This is a genomic window from Tistrella sp. (genome assembly GCF_002684955.1).
Lineage (GTDB): Bacteria > Pseudomonadota > Alphaproteobacteria > Tistrellales > Tistrellaceae > Tistrella > Tistrella mobilis.
Window position 1 is genome coordinate 14,934 of sequence record NZ_NYWI01000072.1, and the last position, 15,753, is coordinate 30,686.

The window sequence follows — 15,753 nt, forward strand, 5'->3', positions numbered from 1 at the left end:
GTCGTGGTGGCTCTTTGTGCTGGACCGATGACGGACCTGCATGCGCAGGCAGGATCAGCCCCCCATCGGGGACCTGCCCTGCCGCTTTGCCACATCCCCAAGCTGCCGGCCATGCCGCGACCTCCGTCGTCGGGCATGACCAGAACGACGGCATCCAAGAAATACCGTGAGGTCATGAGATGGCTTCTTCCATCAGCGTCGGCGATTGCCGCCCGACAGCATCACCATGTCGTCAGGCACAAGAGATCCTGATGTCGACATCAGAAGAAACCGGCCATCTCTCGATGCAGGGGCATTCGGAATGACTGCGACGACAGCCGTGGCGGGCCATGCCCCCGCCATATCCACACCGGTGAGCAGCGACACCATCGCCGGTTATAACGAAGCGGTCGTCCGCCGCTTCGCCATCGCCACCGTATTCTGGGCGGTGTTCGGCTTTGCCGCCGGCACCTGGGTGGCCCTGCTGCTGGCCTTCCCTGAGCTGAACATGGGGCTGGAGGGCAGCTTCGGCCGCCTGCGCCCGGTGCACACCACCGCGGTCGTGATCGCCTTTGCCGGCAATGCGCTGTTCACCACCTCGTTCTATGTTGTGCAGCGCACCTGCCGGACCGGCCTCTGGGGCGGTCCGCGGCTGGCGAATTTCGTGTTCTGGGGCTTCCAGGCCTTCCTGGTCATGGCCATCGTGGGCTATGTGCTGGGCGTTACCCAAAGCCGCGAATATGCCGAGCCGGAATGGTATGCCGACATCTGGCTGACCATCGTCTGGCTGGCCTATATGGCGATCTTCGTCGGCACGCTGGCACGCCGGAAGGAACCCCATATCTACGTCGCCAACTGGTTCTTCCTGGCCTACATCATCACCGTCGCGGTGCTGCATGTGGTGAACAACCTGGCGATGCCGGTGTCCTTCGTCGGCGCCAAGAGCTATTCGAACTTCTCGGGCGTGCAGGATGCGCTGATCCAGTGGTGGTACGGCCACAACATGGTCGGCTTCCTCCTCACCGCCGGCTTCATCGGCGTGATGTATTATTTCGTGCCCAAGCAGGCCGAGCGGCCGATCTATTCCTACCGGCTGTCGATCGTCCATTTCTGGGCGCTGATCTTCCTCTATATCTGGGCCGGGCCGCACCACCTGCACTACACCGCCCTGCCCGACTGGGCGCAGACGCTGGGTGCCGCCTTCTCGATCATGCTGTGGATGCCGTCCTGGGGCGGCATGATCAACGGCATCATGACGCTGTCGGGCGCCTGGGGCCGCCTGCGCACCGATCCGATCATGCGTTTCCTGGTCGTGGCCGTGGCCTTCTACGGCATGGCGACCTTCGAAGGCCCGCTGATGGCGCTGAAGCCGGTCAATGCGCTCAGCCATTATACCGACTGGACGGTCGGGCATGTCCATTCGGGCGCCCTCGGCTGGGTCGCCTTCATGACCTTCGGCGCGTTCTACTATCTGGTGCCGCGGCTCTGGCGCCGGCCGCTCTGGTCGATGCGGCTGGTGGAGTGGCATTTCTGGATCGCCTCTCTCGCCATCGTGCTCTACATCACCGCGATGTGGGTTTCGGGCATCGCCCAGGGCCTGATGTGGCGCGCCTATGACGAGTTCGGCTTCCTGCGTTACAGCTTCGCCGACAGCGTCGCCATGCTGCACCCCTATTACGTCACCCGCGCGCTGGGTGGGGTGCTCTATCTGACCGGCGGGCTGATGTTCGCCTTCAACATCTTCATGACCATCCGCCAGCCCGCCCCGGCCATCCTGCCGGGCGCGAGCGATGCCGCGCCTGCGCGTGGCGCCGCGCCGGCTGCGGGTTCCTGAGGCGGAGGATCGGACACATGCCCCGTTTCAATCACGCCCGCATCGAACGCAGCACCTCGCTGCTGTTCATCCTGACGCTGATGGTCATCTCGATCGGCGGCCTGGTCGAAATCGTGCCGCTGTTCAAGGTGGAAAGCACGGTGAAGCCGGTCGAAGGGGTGCGCCCCTACACGCCGCTGGAGCAGATGGGCCGCAACATCTACACCCGCGAGGGCTGCTACACCTGCCACAGCCAGATGATCCGGCCGTTCCGCGACGAGGTGGAGCGCTACGGCCATTACTCGATCGCGGCCGAGAGCATGTACGACCATCCCTTCCTCTGGGGGTCGAAGCGTACCGGCCCCGATCTCGCCCGGGTCGGTCTCAAATACTCCAATGAATGGCAGGTGGCGCATCTGGTCGATCCGCGCAGCGTCGTGCCGGTCTCGATCATGCCCTCTTATGCCGCGCTGCTCGATCGCGACCTGGACGTCTCGGAGGTCTCGGAGCACCTGCGTGCGCTGCGGGCGGTGGGCGTCCCCTACAGCCAGGAGATGATCGCCCGCGCCGAGGCCGATCTCACCGCCCAGGCCAATGGCACCGATCCGGAAGAGATGCAGCGCCGCTATCCGGGCGCGAAGGTCGGCGACTATGACGGCCAGCCCGGCCGGATCACCGAAATGGATGCGCTGGTCGCCTATCTGCAGGTGCTGGGCACCATGGTCGATTTCACCGATGTCCGGCTGGAAAGCGGCATCGGTGCCGGCATCGCCGGTTCGAAGGTGGAGGGCGGACAGTGATCGATGCGCTGAGTGCCCTTGTCTACAAGTACTGGCTGGTCGCCGCGGTGGCGCTGTTCGCGCTGATCCTGCTGCGCACCTTCCGGCCTTCGTCGCGCGAGCAGATGAAGGCGCATGCCAACATCCCCTTCCTGATCAAGGACGAAGACGATGGCCGCGCCTGAACGTGATGACCTGACCGGCCGCTACACCACCGGCCATGAATGGGACGGCATCAAAGAGCTGTCGACCCCGATCCCCGGCTGGTGGGTCGGCGTCTTCCTGATCTCGATCGCCGTCGCCCTGCTCTACATGGTGCTCTACCCCTCCTTCGCATCGACCGAGCGGTACTACGAAGGCGCGCTGAAATACAGCAGCGCCGAAGAGCTGCGCAAGGAGGTGGTGGCCGCCCGCGCCGCCCAGGCCCCCATGCGCAACGCCCTGGTCGAGACCCCGCTTGAGGAGATCGAGGCCGACGACGCGCTCCGCCGCTTTGCCACCACCGGCGGTCAGGCGGCGTTCAACGAGAATTGCGCCGCCTGCCATGGCGTGGGTGCCGGCGGCCAGATCGGCCAGTTCCCGGCGCTGGTGGACGATGACTGGATCTGGGGCGGCAAAATCGCCGACATCCGCCAGACCATCCTCTACGGCATCCGGTCGGCCCATCCCGATACCCGGCAGTCGCTGATGCCGGTTTTCGGCCAGATCCTGACGCCCGAGCAGATCAGCCAGACGGCCGCCTATGTGAAGGCCCTGTCGGATCCCGCGACCGCCGACAGCCGCGGTGCCATGCCGGGTGCAGCACTGTTCGCGGCCAACTGCGCCTCGTGCCACGGGGCCGAGGGCCAGGGCGGCCGTGATTTCGGTGCGCCGCGGCTGAACGACGCCATCTGGCTGTATGGCAGCAGCCAGGAGGCGATCGAGCGGCAGATCGCCAATCCGCGCATGGGCGTGATGCCGGCCTTCGGCGACCGGCTGGACGAATCGACCGTGCGGATGATCGCGGTCTATGTCCACACGCTTGGGGGTGGCGAGAAATGACCGCGGGATCGGGCATCACAAACGCCTCGGTGGCCGCCACCGATACCGCTGCCGCAACGGACCGGCCGGGGCGTGCAGCCCCGGCCGCCCGCCGGCCGCGGCGCAAACCCCATCTGCCCCAGCCGGTGCACGGCCATTTCCGCCGGCTGAAGACCCGGCTGACCGTGGTCTTCCTCGGCATTCTGTTCCTGGTGCCGTGGATACGCTGGGATCGCGGGCCCGGCCTGCCCGATCAGGCGGTGCTGTTCGACCTGCCCGGCCGGCGGCTGTTCGCCTTCGGCCTGGAACTCTGGCCGCAGGATCTGCCGATCGCGGTGGGGCTGATGGTGGCCGGTGCCTTCGGCCTGTTCTATGCCACCAGCCTGTCGGGCCGGGTCTGGTGCGGATTTTCCTGCCCGCAGACGGTCTGGACCGACATCTTCGGCGGCGTGCGCCGGCTGGCGCACCGGATCGCGAAGGGCAACGAGGCCGCGATCGGGCCGCTGACCGGCGCCATGAGCGCCGCCGTCGCCATCCTGACCGGCCTGGGCTTCGCCCAGTGGTTCGTCGACGCCCCGGGCCTGGCCGGCCGTTTCCTGGGCGGCGGCCTGCCCGGCGCCGTCTATGGCGCGGTCTTCCTGATCGCGCTGTTCACCTATGTGCTGGGGGCCCATGCGCGAGAGCGGGTCTGCCTGCACATGTGCCCCTGGCCGCGGTTTCAGGCCGCCCTGCTCGACCGCGACAGCCTGGTCGTGACCTATCGCCGGACCCGGGGCGAGCCGCGCGCCCGCAAGCGGGTGGCGCTGCGTCCCGAGCTGCTGGCGACGCCCGTGGCCGCGCCCGCGCCCGCGACTGCAAGCGACACGCCGCAGGCCTTCGCCTTTGCCGCCGACGGATCGGTCGGCCTGGCGCCCGGCGCGACCTTGGCCGCGACACCGGCCGGCCGCGGCGACTGCATCGATTGCGGCCGCTGTGTTCAGGTCTGCCCCACCGGCATCGACATCCGCGACGGGTTGCAGATGGGCTGCATCGGCTGCGGTCTGTGCATCGATGCCTGCGACGAGGTGATGACGAAGATCGACCGGCCGACCGGGCTGATCCGGTTCGATGCCGAAGAGGCCGACCCGGCACCGATGGCCCCGCCGGCCCGCATCGGCTTCTTCCGGCCCAAGGCGATGATCTTCGGCGGCGCGATGATCGTGGCGCTGGCGGCGGTCAGCTTCGGCGTGGCGAACATCACCGACGTCCAGGTCGATGTCGAGCCGCAGAACACCCCCCGCTATGTGCTGCTGTCGGATGGCAGCGTGCGCAACGACTACACCGTCCGCCTGTCGCACCGCCTGCCCCGGCTGGACGGGGTGACCGCCTCGGTCGAGGGCATGCCCGAGGCGACGCTCCGCTTCACCAGCGGCGACGGTGGCGATGCGGCGGAGATGGCGGTGGGTGGCCAGCGCAGCGCCGCGAACCGGCTGCTGGTGATCCAGCCGCCGCTGCGTGGCGAGGCCCTGCCCCCGGCCGGGCCGCACCCGATCGTGCTGGTCTTCCACGACACGTCGACCGGCGCAGAACTCGCCCGGGTCGATACCCGCTTCTGGGAGCCGGAGAGATGACATCCCCCCGGCACGGTTCACGACAGTACACCGTCCCCTCGGACCCGCCGCCCCGGCCGTCGGATCGCTGGATCCCGCGGGCGATCGTGGGCTTCTTCCTGGTGCTGGGTTCGGTCCAGGCCGGTTTCGTGACGCTGGCCTATGACAGCTTCACCGGCCTGGTCACCGAAGATCCCTATGCCACCGGCATCGAATACGACCGGGTGCTGAAAGAGCGCGAGAGCGAAGCGGCCCTTGGCTGGCAGGTGGAAGCCGTCTTCGAGCCGGGCGATGCCCCCCGCACCGGCCGGCTGGTGGTGCGGGTGACCGATGCCGGCGGGCGGCCGCTCGATGCTGTGGTGGTCCAGGGCGAGGCCGAGCATACCGGCCGGATCCCGCAGCTCCTGCCCGTCAGCTTCACCGCCGCAGGCCCCGACCGGCTGGTCGGCACGCTCGACTTCCCCAATGGCGGCAACTGGTTCATCCGCCTGAAGGTCACGCAGGGGGATGAGGGGGTGCGACGTCTCGTCGAATTGCCGGTGATCCGCTGACCGGCTATTTCTCCCCTGCCCGCTTCTGCTCTCTCCCCCTGATCGTCGAACCGATCGACGTCCGACATCTTCCGGAGTTTCTGCCATGTCCATGACGACCTCTCCTGCCGGCGGCATCTCGGGTGGCCGGCCGGCCGTGTGGCCACTGATCGTCGCCATCATCGCCGCCGCGGCGATCGGCGGCATGGTCGCCGGGGCCGAAGTGGCCGTCGTTGCCGGGCTGGGCGCCCTGATCGTGTCGCTGCTGCCGCGGATCATCATGATCGCCGGCCGCGGCGGCGTCGGCGCCTTCGCGATTGCCGGCCGGGTCATGTATACCGCCGGCCGGATCGGCGGCATCGCCATCGCCCTGCCCGGCCTGTTCGTCACCAGCCTGGTCTGGCTGATCATCGGCCTGCCGGCGGCGCTCGCCCGCACGGCCCATGCCCGGGCCGCCAGCACCGGCATCCAGCCCGCCCCCCTGCCGACCCTGCCCGATCTGGCCGCCGCGGGCCGGCTGGGCCAGCGTGCGAAAAGCCGCGGGATCAGCTTCCTGAAGGGCATGGTGTCCGAGCGCGGCCTGCCGCTGCTGCTCGCCAATCTTCTGCTGGCGCTGGTGATCGGCTGCGTGCTGCTGGGCATGGGTGTGGCGCTCTACGCCGCCCTGATCGCCGTGCCGGTGATGATCGCCACCATGATGCTGGTCGCGGTCGACGGCAGCGACGAGCCCGAGGTGCCCTCGGCCGGCAACACCCAGCACTGACCCCGGCGCCCGCGCAGGCGCGCGTGCCAGGCGGAGAACCGGGCCATGGCGGTATCCGAACTCACCTTTGCCGGCGGGGCCCTGATGGGCTTCGCCGGCAGTCTGCATTGTGCCGGCATGTGCGGCAGCATCGCCGCCGGGCTGATGTTCTCTTTCGACGGCGAGGGCGGCACGCGCGGCCGGATCAAGGCGCTGGCCGCCGCCCATGCCGGTCGGGTGCTGGCCTATGCCACCGCCGGCCTGGTGGTGGGGGCGATCGGCACCTCGGTCTATGCCGGGCTCGACCGTGCCGGCGGCTATGAAATCGCCCGGCTGATCGGCGCCGCCACCCTGCTTTGGGTCGGGCTGTCGGTGGCCGGGCTGGTGCCCTCCCTCGCCCGGCTCGATCGCCTGGCCATGCCGCTCACCGCCGGCATCGCCCGGGTGCTGCGCCCGGCCGGCATCGGCGGCGGCATCGCGGCCGGCCCCGGCGGGGCCTTCGTCTCAGGCGTCGCCTGGGGCTGCGTGCCCTGCGGCATGGTCTATGGTGCGCTGTTCTACGCCATGATGACCGGCAGCCCCGAAGGCGGGCTTTCGGTGATGGCGGGGTTCGGCCTCGGCACCGTGCCGGCCGTCGCCGCCACCGCCCTTGGTTTTGCCGGGCTGCGCCGCTCCGCCGCCCTGCCCGGCCTGCGCAAGGCCGCGGGCCTCGCCATCGCCGCGCTGGGCCTGCTCTCGGCCGTCATCCCCTCGGTCGGCGCCGCGGTGCTCTGCCTGCCGTAACCGCCGCCGGCTCCGTCACCGCAAAGCAAAACACCCCGCCGGTCGCCCGGCGGGGTGTTTTGTATCTGGTGCCTGAGAACCCGAAAGCTCTCCGGACCCGACAGGATCAGCGCGAGTAGTACTCGATGATCTGCTTCGGATCCATCTGGACCGGATAGGGAACTTCGGCCAGCTGCGGCATGCGATTATAGGTCGCAGTCAGCTTGTCGAAGTCGACGTCAATGTACTCCGGCACTTCGCGCTCGCGGCGCTGGGTGGCCTCGAGCACGAAGGTGAGCTGACGCGACTTCTCGCGGACGCTCACGACGTCACCCGGCTTCAGGCGGTAAGAGGGGATGGTCACGCGGCGGCCATTGACCGCGACATGGCCATGATTGATGAACTGACGCGCGGCGAAGACCGTCGCAACGAAGTTCGAACGATAGACGACGGCGTCGAGACGGCTTTCGAGCAGACCGATCAGGTTCTCGGTCGACTCACCCTTGCGACGGGTGGCCTCTTCGACGACGCGACGGAACTGCTTCTCGGTCAGGTTGCCGTAGTAACCCTTCAGCTGCTGCTTGGCAGCGAGCTGCAGACCGTAGTCGGAAGGCTTGCGGCGACGCTGGCCGTGCTGGCCGGGGCCATACGAGCGTGCATTCACCGGGCTCTTGGCCGTGCCCCAGAGATTCACGCCGAGCCGCCGGCTGATCTTGTGCTTGGCCTGGATACGCTTGGTCATTTGAGAGCGAACCGTTCGGTAACGGGGTAGACCGCAGTAGAGGATCGGGACTGAATACAGGCGCTTCCCGCGGTTGTCAAAGGGAATCACCCGGATTTCCGCGGGGTTCGGCCCCCGCACGCACCGCCACCGGCCAGGCCCCGGGGCCGACCGGCGCCGGCACCGGCCGGATGCCGAAGGCGGCCTCGATCGCCCCGTTCTGCAGCACGACATCGGGCGTGTCCAGCGCCAGCAGCCGGCCCTTCGCCAGCACCGCCACCCGGTCGGCATGGGCAAGCGCCAGCCCCAGATCATGCAGCACCACGACCACGGTCACGGTCCCGCGCAGCCCCTCGAACAGCTGCATCAATGACAGAGCGTGACCAATATCGAGCGCCGCCGCCGGCTCATCCGCAAGCAGGGCGCCGGCCGGCGCCGCCAGCGCCCAGGCGACGGCCGCCCGCGCCCGCTCACCACCCGAGAGATCATCCAGCCGCCGGTCCAGCAGCTCCCCCAGATCGAGGGCGGGATCCGGCGCCGCCGGACGCCCGGCCTGCCACCACCCTGCCCCGCGCGCAGCCCCCAGCCGGACCAGATCGCGCACCGTCAGGTTCCAGTGGCTGCGAAACCCCTGGGGCAGATGGGCGATCCGGGTCGCCACCGCCCGCCGGCCGAGCCCCGCCACCGGCCGGCCGTCGATCAGCGCCCGGCCGATCTGGGGGCGGAGCGTGCCGGTCAGCATGCGCAGCGCCGTGGTCTTGCCCGATCCGTTCGGCCCGATCAGGGCCAGCAATTCCCCTGGCCGGACATCGAGCGAGAGATCATCCAGCACCACCCGCCCGCCCAGGCTGAGGGTGACATGGTCGAGGGCAAGGGCCGCCGCACTCATCGCACCCCTCCCCGCGCCCGGCCGAGCAGCAGCAGGAAGACCGGCGCGCCGGCCAGCGCCGTCAGCAGGCCGAGCGGCAGATCGGCCGGCGGCAACAGGGATCGGGCGAGGCCGTCGAAGATTGCAACCAGCGCGCCCCCGGCGAGGGCGGAGGCCGGCAGCAGCAGATGATGTGCCGGGCCGACCAGGCGCCGGGCCAGATGCGGCACCATCAGCCCGACAAAGCCGACAAGGCCGCCCCAGCCGACCGCGATCGCGGTGATCGCGGCCCCGGCGAGCACGGCGAGTTCGGTGAAGCGGCGGACATTCAGCCCCATGGCGCCGGCCGCCTCGTCGCCCAGCCCCAACCGGTCGAGACCGGGGGCGAGCACGAGCGCGAGCGCGAATGCTGCAAGCGTCGCCAGCCAGAGCAGGCCGAGCCCGGCCATGTCGGGCGTGTGGATACCGCCCATGGTCCAGCTCATCACCACCTGCAGATTGACCGTGTCGTCGGAAAGCGCCAGCAGCATCAGCCCGCGCAGGGCGCCGAGTGCGGCCGCCACCGCCACCCCGGCCAGCAGCACGCCGGTGACGTCGGCGATGCCGGCGGCGCGCGCGGCGGCGATCACCACCCAGGTGGCGCCCCAGGCACCGGCGATGGCCAGCACCGGCAGCGCCAGACCCGGCGCCACCGGCAGCGGCACCAGCAGGGCGATCGCGGCACCGACGGCCGCCCCGGGGGCGGTGCCCAGCAGCCAGGGCTCCGCCAGCGGATTGCGGAACACACCCTGGAAGATCGCCCCCGCCAGCCCCAGACAGGCGCCGACCGCCACCGCCGCCAGCACCCGCGGTAGCCGCCAGGCCAGCAGCAGCCGGGTGAAGGGGCTGTCCTCGCCACGCAGCAGCGCCGCCAGATCGGCGATCCGCGCCGGCTCGGTCCCCAGCCAGAGCCCCACCAGGATCGCGGCCAGCAGCAGGGCGATCAGGGCACCGAAGGCCCTCTGCGTCGTCATTGATCGCCCTCCGCCGCCATGATGCAGCTGCCGCCGGCGGTGAAGGCCTCGGGATGGAGCAGCCGGGCCAGCATTTCCGCCCCCTCCACCACCCGCGGCCCCGGGATCAGCAGCAGCGCGCGGTTGACCGCATCGACCCGGCCGGCGCGGACCGCACGGATCCCCTCCCAGCCCGGGCGCTGCATCAGGGCCGGCACCCGCGCCGGTGGGCCGGCGATCAGGATCCGGTCGGGATCGGCCCGCCAGACCGCCTCTCCCGACACCCGCCCCAGCCGGTCGCGGCCGGCGAAGACGCTGACACCGCCCGCCGCGCGCAGGATGTCGCCGGTATAGGTGGCATCGCGGATGGTGAAGGCGGCGCCGCGCTCGTCACTGCCGGTTTCCAGATAGACCGGCACGGGCGGCCGCCCCTCCAGGCAGGCGCCGAGATGCGCGATCCGGGCCCCCATACGGTCGGCGACCGCATCCGCGGCCGCCTCGCGCCCGGTGGCGCGCCCCAGGCGGCGGATATTGGCCTGAATATCCGCCAGCCGGTCATGGGTCAGCACCAGGGCGGGGATGCCGATCCGGCCCAGCGGATCGACCAGCCCCGCCGCCGCCTGGCGCGCCGGGGTCATCACCACCAGATCGGCATCGAGCCGCGCGATCGCCTCTACCGAAAAGCCCAGCCGGCCGCCGACCCGGGCGGTGCGGGCGACCAGATCCGGCGGCCAGCGCGTCCAGGCCTCGATCGCCACGATGTCGGGTCCGGCGCCGATCGCGGCCAGCATTTCGACATTGCTGGAAAAGATCGCGACGATCCGGCGCGGCGGCGCCGGGATCGTCACCGTGCGCCCCAGCGCATCGGTCACCTGCCGCGGCCAGCCTTCCGCCGCCGCGACGGGGCCGGCGGCGATGCAGGTGAACAGGATCAGCAGAAGACCGATGGCCCGCATCGTCAGAAGCGATAGGTCAGGCCGACATAGGCCGCCCGCCCCGCCTGGCTGTTGCCGGTGCCGCCGCCATTCGACGACACCGGATCGCCGAGCGAGGGCACGGTGTCGGTCGCGATGAACAGCGGGTGGTCGTTCACATCGAACAGGTTGTCGACGCCGGCGAACAGCGTCAGCGTCTCGGTCACGAACCAGTCGCCGCGCAGGTTCATCAGCCAGCTCGATCCCTTGCGATGGACATAGCGGCTGTCGGGCTCGGCCCCCGCCACCAGGCTTTCTTCGGTATCGTAATAGAGCGGGCCGCGGAACACAGCCGTGGTGGTCAGGCTCCACACCCCGGGCTGGCCGGTGGTGACGCCGAGCGCCGCCTGGGTTTCATGCATGCGCTGCAGCTTGTCGGTAGAGGGCCCGGTCAGGGCCGCATCGGCGCCCTTGTCGCGCATCTCGAAATTCCACACGCCGGAGCCGCGCGCGATCAGGGTCCAGCCGTCCCAACCCAGGCGCCGGGCGATGTCATAGGCCGCCTGCAGCTCCAGCCCGCGGATCACCGCATCGCCCGCGGAATTGGCATAGGTCCGCTCATCCGGCCCGGTGGTGACGGTGGTGATCCGGTCGGTGATGGTGTTCTGGAACAGCGCCAGATCCAGGAACAGCGGCCCATCGGCATGGGCGGCGCCGATTTCGTATTGCAGGCTGCGTTCGGGATCGAGGTTCGGGTTGCCGAAGGTGCGGCCGCCGCCGACGGCGGTGAAGTCCGCCGCAAGCTCGGTGCCGGTCGGCGCGCGGAAGCCGGTGGCGACGCCGGCCCTGAGGGTCACCGTCGGCCAGGCCGCCCAGGCGGCGCCGACACTCCAGGTGACATCGTCCCAGCTTTCGGTGCGCTCCACCAGCAGCGGCTGGTTGGGGGTGGCCCTGGTCGAGACCCGGCCATAGGTCCAGCGGGCGCCGGCCCGCAGGGTCAGCGCGTCGTCGAAGGCCCGATGCACGCCCTCGCCATACACGCCGAAATCCTCGGTATCCTGGTTGATGTCATAGGGCGGCACCTGAGAGGTGGCCCCGCCCGAGACCGACTGGCGGAAGCGATCGCTGCGCAGTTTCGCGGTTTCGGCATCGATGCCGAACAGAAGGTCGGTATCGTCCCCCACCGCCAGCCGCGGCGCCAGCTTCAGCCCCAGCACGTCGAGCTGGCGGCGGTTGTCGTCGACCGAAAAGCCCGGCGCACCGCTGCGCTGACGCTCCGACCCCCAGTGAAAGCTGTCGACATCACGCACCGCATAGGCCTGGGCCGAAAGCCCCAGCCCGCCGCCGAATTCGGTGTCCCAGGCAAGATCGAGCGAGGCGTTGCGCCGGTCGTCGGTGTTGTCCAGATCCCATTGCGAGCCGCGGAAGCCGGCATCATAGACACCGTCGGTGCGGAGCGTCAGATCGATGCGCCCGACATCCTCACTCTCGAAGCCCAGCGCCGCCAGACCGCCACCGCGTTTCCAGGCGGTGTTGGCAAGCTGCCCCTCGGGGGTGTGGTAGTCGTCGGAAAGGCCGCCGCCGATGCCGACATAATGGTCGAAGCCGGCCGTGCCGCCGGCATTGGCGGCATGGCCACGGGCCAGGCCGAAGGATCCGGCACGGGCGGTGATCTCGCTGCCCGGGTCCTCGGTGGCGCCGCTGCGGGTGACCAGGTTGACCACGCCGCCGATCGCCTGGGCGCCGTAGATCACCGAGGCCGGGCCGCGGATGATCTCGATCCGGTCCAGATCGTCGGGCGAGAGCTTGGAGAGATTGGCGGTGCCGGCACGGCGGCCGTTCATCAGCACCGTCACCTGGCTGCGCCAGTCGCGGCCCTGGCCGTCGGTCGCGCCGCCGCGGATGTTGAACGAGGTCTGGCCCGGGCTCCAGTCGCTGAAGAAGCCGACGGCGTTTTCGGCCAAAAGATCGGTCACCGACCGGGCGGACGACCGGCGGATGGTAGCGGTATCGATCACCTGCACGGTGCCGGCGGCCCGGGCGCGGGGTTCGTCGCGGCCCTGGGCGGTGATCAGCATGCGGTCGAGTTCGGTGGCGGCGTCGGCCTCCGCCGCATCGGGAAGACAGGCGACGGAGCAGGACAGGGCCAGCACGCCAAGGGCGGGCCGGCGCAGAGAGGTGATGCGCATGGACGGACGATCCGGTTTCTTATGATTTGTTCAGCTGTGCCAGAGGAAGACGGCGGAGAGCTTGGGCGCCTCGGCGATCACCCCGCCATCGGCTTCGACCAACGCCAGATCGAGATGACGATCGAGCCGCGCCTCCAGATCGTCCACCGCATGACCGCGGCGGCCCAGATGGTCGAGCATATGCGCACGTGCGGCGGCACGGTCGGGAAACAGCGCCCGGAAGGTCCAGGGCACCAGATGGACCGTATCGGGGGCAAGGTCGCCCCCCAACTCGTCGAGCGCCGGCCGGTCGCCGGGGGTGATGTCTTCACCATGAAGATGGGATGGCAGGAAACCCGCCAGGCACCAGCTGCGCGGCCCCGCCTGGGCCGGCACGATCCAGGCGAGCATCCGGCCGAGCGGCCGGGTGCGGGCATGCAGCGCCCGGGCCTGGCCGATCGGCCCCGGAATATTGGCGCAGAGCACCAGATCGGCCGGCGCCGCCGGATCGGCGGGCGCAAGCTCCTGCCAGACGGCGTCGCGGATCTCGATCGACAGGTCGGGCCGCGCCTCGGCAAGCCCGGCCAGCCGGCCGCGCATATGGGCATTGGGTTCGATGGCGCACCAGCGCCCGCCGCGGGCGATCACGGCCTGGCCGAGCAGGCCCGATCCGGCGCCGATATCGATCAGGCTGCGCGGCCGGCCGCCGTAAAGCGCACGAAGCGTATCGCCCAGATTGCGGGCATAGTCCGACCGCGCGAGTTGTTCGGCGAAGAAGGCGGCATCGGCATCCGCCCAGAGGGCGGATGGTGGGCTGGCAAATGGAGAGCTGGCCGCGGCCGATGGCACGGCAGCCCGGGGCGTGGCGGACATCTTGGGCCTCACCTGCGTGGCACGTCACCGCAGGCCGGATCCGGGTGGAGCATTCCCCCCGGATCGCCATCGATACACCCCGACCGATGGGCACGCGCGTGACCACGAATGACGGCAGGTCTCCTGGCTCACGGGTCATCGCCGGTCCGTCGCCTTCCCGGCGCCCCGATATGCCGGGCAACCAGTGGCATCGCTGACGGCCAGCTCGCCGTCTACAGTTGCGGGGGCAGCCGGGGCCTGACGCGGATCACCGCCTGCACCCCGTTCCCTTTTGATCCCCGAGGGGAACCGTCGCGGATGACGATAGTGGAGCCGCCCATGACTGGTCAAGCATCCCGCCCTCCTGGTTATTGATACGATATAACATAACATTTTCAGATGATGCAACGCCCCCGACAGACATGCTGCGGGGGCCTCGGTCAGATGAACAGATCACCGGCGGATACGAAGCGCACACCGGCCGCCGTCATCTCGGCGCGTGCGCGGTCCAGCGAGCCGTCGGTATCGATGGCCCGGCAGGCATCTTCCACCAGAACCACCTCGAAACCGGCGGCCCGGGCGTCGAGCGCCGTCCAGGCGACACAGAAATCGGTGGCGAGCCCGCAGACGAAAACCCGCTTGACGCTGCGCGAGCGCAGATAGCCGTCGAGCCCGGTGGCGCTGCGCCGGTCGGCGGCGAGGAAGGCCGAATAGCTGTCGACCGTGGCGTCGTCGCCCTTGCGGATGATCAGCCGGGCATGGGGCAGATCCAGATCGTCATGCAGCCTGGCGCCATGGCTGCCCTGCACGCAATGGTCGGGCCAGAGCACCTGGGTGCCATAGGCAAGCTCCGCGGTCTGGAACGGCGCCTTGCCGGCATGGCTGGAAGCGAAAGAGGCATGGCCGGCCGGGTGCCAGTCCTGGGTCAGCACCACCTCGGTGAACAGCCGTCCGATCCGGTTGACCACCGGCACGATCTCGTCGCCGCCGGCGACCGCCAGCGCGCCGCCGGGCATGAAGTCATATTGCGGATCGGTCACGATCAGCGCATCGCCGGCGCCCGGACGCAGCCGCAGGGCCTCGGCGCGCGCCTCGGCTTCGGCATGACGGCGGCGACGGGACGACCGGCGACCGCCGGTCTCGGCCGAGGCGCCGCCGGTCTCGGCCTGATCCAGCGCCTCGCGGCGGCGGCGATAGGACGGGAAGGCCGCCAGTTCCTCGTCGCGCGCGCCCCGGATCATCAGCCCGTGCAGGAAGCCACGCAGCGAGCGGACCTCCTGCCCGGTCAGATCGGCACGCAGGAACATTGCCTGCAGATTGCGCAGCATCGTCGGCCGCATCTGCCGGTTGCGCACCACCCCCGACCAGTCGAGCGCCTGGCCCAGATGCTCCAGGAAGGCATCGATCTCCTGCTTGCTCGCCCGGCCATAGCGGCCGAAATCGAGCTGCACCGGCACGGTCTCGTCGCGTGCGGTGAACCATTCATACGAGACCAGCGCCACTGCCTGGGCAAGGTTCAGCGAGGCGAAAGCGGGGTTGAGCGGCACCGTCAGGATCAGATCGGCCAGAGCCACATCGTCATTCTCAAGCCCGGTGCGCTCGGGGCCGAACAGAATGCCGACCCGGCCGCCGGCCTCGACATGGCCGCGCATGCGCGCCGCCGCCGCGGCGGGTGTCGCCACCGGCTTCACCATGTCGCGCGGCCGCGCGGTGGAGGCGACCACGAAATCCAGATCGGCGACCGCATCCGCCACCGTCGCATAGATCCGGGCGTTGTCGAGCACCGCATCGGCGCCCGAGGCCAGAACCCGCGCCCGCTCGCTCGGCCATTCGCAGCGCGGTGCCACCAGACGCATGTCGGTCAGGCCGAAATTCAGCATCGACCGTGCGGCCGAGCCGATATTGTCGGCGATCTGGGTGTTCACCAGGATGATGGCGGCCTGGTTGCCGACGGCACCTTCAATGCCACGGGTGGCGGCCGCCTTGGGCGGCCGCTGCTCGGACTGATCGGTCATGCGCTCATA

Annotated in this window: 15 protein-coding genes, 1 pseudogene and 1 riboswitch; of the genes and pseudogenes, 8 read left to right on the forward strand and 8 right to left on the reverse strand. The window is 69.7% G+C overall.

What is annotated here, in order from left to right:
• The first annotated feature begins 301 nt into the window (after nucleotides 1–301).
• The 8 genes from ccoN to CMO28_RS22810 all read left to right on the forward strand — a co-directional run bounded on the left by ccoN (nucleotide 302) and on the right by CMO28_RS22810 (nucleotide 7,235).
• Nucleotides 302–1,813, forward strand: a complete 1,512-nt coding sequence (ccoN, locus tag CMO28_RS22775; RefSeq protein WP_296717430.1) for a cytochrome-c oxidase, cbb3-type subunit I — start codon at nucleotides 302–304, stop codon at nucleotides 1,811–1,813.
• 8 nt (nucleotides 1,814–1,821) lie between these two features.
• Nucleotides 1,822–2,592, forward strand: a complete 771-nt coding sequence (gene ccoO / locus CMO28_RS22780; protein ID WP_322111405.1) for a cytochrome-c oxidase, cbb3-type subunit II — start codon at nucleotides 1,822–1,824, stop codon at nucleotides 2,590–2,592.
• The gene (locus CMO28_RS22785; protein WP_296717434.1) at nucleotides 2,589–2,756 is read left to right on the forward strand and encodes a cbb3-type cytochrome c oxidase subunit 3; all 168 of its coding nucleotides are present in this window, start codon (nucleotides 2,589–2,591) and stop codon (nucleotides 2,754–2,756) included. The genes ccoO and CMO28_RS22785 overlap by 4 nt, the downstream gene beginning before the upstream one ends.
• Nucleotides 2,743–3,612 (forward strand): cytochrome-c oxidase, cbb3-type subunit III, encoded by an 870-nt coding sequence (gene ccoP / locus CMO28_RS22790; protein ID WP_296717436.1) that lies wholly within the window; start codon nucleotides 2,743–2,745, stop codon nucleotides 3,610–3,612. Before CMO28_RS22785 ends, ccoP begins: the two co-directional genes overlap by 14 nt.
• The gene (locus CMO28_RS22795) at nucleotides 3,609–5,201 is read left to right on the forward strand and encodes a 4Fe-4S dicluster domain-containing protein (RefSeq protein ID WP_296717438.1); all 1,593 of its coding nucleotides are present in this window, start codon (nucleotides 3,609–3,611) and stop codon (nucleotides 5,199–5,201) included. The genes ccoP and CMO28_RS22795 overlap by 4 nt, the downstream gene beginning before the upstream one ends.
• On the forward strand, nucleotides 5,198–5,731 hold the full coding sequence (locus CMO28_RS22800; RefSeq protein ID WP_296717441.1) for a FixH family protein: 534 nt from the start codon (nucleotides 5,198–5,200) through the stop codon (nucleotides 5,729–5,731). Before CMO28_RS22795 ends, CMO28_RS22800 begins: the two co-directional genes overlap by 4 nt.
• 85 nt (nucleotides 5,732–5,816) lie before the next feature.
• Nucleotides 5,817–6,473: a hypothetical protein gene (locus tag CMO28_RS22805; RefSeq protein ID WP_296717444.1), complete on the forward strand. Its 657-nt coding sequence runs from the start codon at nucleotides 5,817–5,819 to the stop codon at nucleotides 6,471–6,473.
• A 45-nt stretch (nucleotides 6,474–6,518) separates the two neighbouring features.
• On the forward strand, nucleotides 6,519–7,235 hold the full coding sequence (locus tag CMO28_RS22810; RefSeq protein ID WP_296717448.1) for a sulfite exporter TauE/SafE family protein: 717 nt from the start codon (nucleotides 6,519–6,521) through the stop codon (nucleotides 7,233–7,235).
• Nucleotides 7,236–7,341: 106 nt separating this feature from the next.
• Here CMO28_RS22810 and rpsD read toward each other — a convergent pair whose 3' ends face one another.
• From rpsD to CMO28_RS29975, 8 genes and pseudogenes are all read right to left on the reverse strand, one after another.
• Complete coding sequence (gene rpsD / locus CMO28_RS22815) at nucleotides 7,342–7,956, reverse strand: 30S ribosomal protein S4 (RefSeq protein ID WP_062769792.1); 615 nt, start codon at nucleotides 7,954–7,956, stop codon at nucleotides 7,342–7,344.
• A 76-nt stretch (nucleotides 7,957–8,032) separates the two neighbouring features.
• On the reverse strand, nucleotides 8,033–8,824 hold the full coding sequence (locus tag CMO28_RS22820) for an ABC transporter ATP-binding protein (protein ID WP_296717453.1): 792 nt from the start codon (nucleotides 8,822–8,824) through the stop codon (nucleotides 8,033–8,035).
• Nucleotides 8,821–9,816 (reverse strand): FecCD family ABC transporter permease, encoded by a 996-nt coding sequence (locus tag CMO28_RS22825; protein WP_296717455.1) that lies wholly within the window; start codon nucleotides 9,814–9,816, stop codon nucleotides 8,821–8,823. Before CMO28_RS22825 ends, CMO28_RS22820 begins: the two co-directional genes overlap by 4 nt.
• Nucleotides 9,813–10,751, reverse strand: a complete 939-nt coding sequence (locus tag CMO28_RS22830) for an ABC transporter substrate-binding protein (protein WP_296717460.1) — start codon at nucleotides 10,749–10,751, stop codon at nucleotides 9,813–9,815. Before CMO28_RS22830 ends, CMO28_RS22825 begins: the two co-directional genes overlap by 4 nt.
• 2 nt (nucleotides 10,752–10,753) lie before the next feature.
• Nucleotides 10,754–12,898, reverse strand: a complete 2,145-nt coding sequence (locus CMO28_RS22835; protein WP_296717463.1) for a TonB-dependent receptor — start codon at nucleotides 12,896–12,898, stop codon at nucleotides 10,754–10,756.
• Nucleotides 12,899–12,928: 30 nt separating this feature from the next.
• Nucleotides 12,929–13,750 carry a hypothetical protein gene (locus CMO28_RS22840; RefSeq protein WP_296717467.1) on the reverse strand — a complete coding sequence of 274 codons (822 nt, stop codon included), beginning with the start codon at nucleotides 13,748–13,750 and terminating at the stop codon, nucleotides 12,929–12,931.
• A 95-nt stretch (nucleotides 13,751–13,845) separates the two neighbouring features.
• Nucleotides 13,846–14,058, reverse strand: a riboswitch (cobalamin riboswitch).
• Between the two features lie 111 nt (nucleotides 14,059–14,169).
• Entirely contained in the window at nucleotides 14,170–14,799 is a 630-nt protein-coding gene (gene pncA, locus CMO28_RS29970) for a bifunctional nicotinamidase/pyrazinamidase (protein ID WP_296717786.1), read from the reverse strand.
• Nucleotides 14,800–14,988: 189 nt separating this feature from the next.
• Nucleotides 14,989–15,744 (reverse strand): annotated as a pseudogene (locus CMO28_RS29975) (RNA methyltransferase); the annotation flags it as partial.
• Between the last annotated feature and the right edge of the window lie 9 nt (nucleotides 15,745–15,753).

Bases quoted from the DNA above. Each gene is read 5' to 3' on its own strand.
- ccoN (WP_296717430.1), top strand. From the start codon at position 302: ATGACTGCGACGACAGCCGTGGCGGGCCATGCCCCCGCCATATCCACA.
- ccoP (WP_296717436.1), top strand. From the start codon at position 2,743: ATGGCCGCGCCTGAACGTGATGACCTGACCGGCCGCTACACCACCGGC.
- CMO28_RS22795 (WP_296717438.1), top strand. From the start codon at position 3,609: ATGACCGCGGGATCGGGCATCACAAACGCCTCGGTGGCCGCCACCGAT.
- CMO28_RS22800 (WP_296717441.1), top strand. From the start codon at position 5,198: ATGACATCCCCCCGGCACGGTTCACGACAGTACACCGTCCCCTCGGAC.
- CMO28_RS22805 (WP_296717444.1), top strand. From the start codon at position 5,817: ATGTCCATGACGACCTCTCCTGCCGGCGGCATCTCGGGTGGCCGGCCG.
- CMO28_RS22810 (WP_296717448.1), top strand. From the start codon at position 6,519: ATGGCGGTATCCGAACTCACCTTTGCCGGCGGGGCCCTGATGGGCTTC.
- rpsD (WP_062769792.1), bottom strand. From the start codon at position 7,956: ATGACCAAGCGTATCCAGGCCAAGCACAAGATCAGCCGGCGGCTCGGC.
- CMO28_RS22820 (WP_296717453.1), bottom strand. From the start codon at position 8,824: ATGAGTGCGGCGGCCCTTGCCCTCGACCATGTCACCCTCAGCCTGGGC.
- CMO28_RS22825 (WP_296717455.1), bottom strand. From the start codon at position 9,816: ATGACGACGCAGAGGGCCTTCGGTGCCCTGATCGCCCTGCTGCTGGCC.
- CMO28_RS22830 (WP_296717460.1), bottom strand. From the start codon at position 10,751: ATGCGGGCCATCGGTCTTCTGCTGATCCTGTTCACCTGCATCGCCGCC.
- CMO28_RS22835 (WP_296717463.1), bottom strand. From the start codon at position 12,898: ATGCGCATCACCTCTCTGCGCCGGCCCGCCCTTGGCGTGCTGGCCCTG.
- CMO28_RS22840 (WP_296717467.1), bottom strand. From the start codon at position 13,750: ATGTCCGCCACGCCCCGGGCTGCCGTGCCATCGGCCGCGGCCAGCTCT.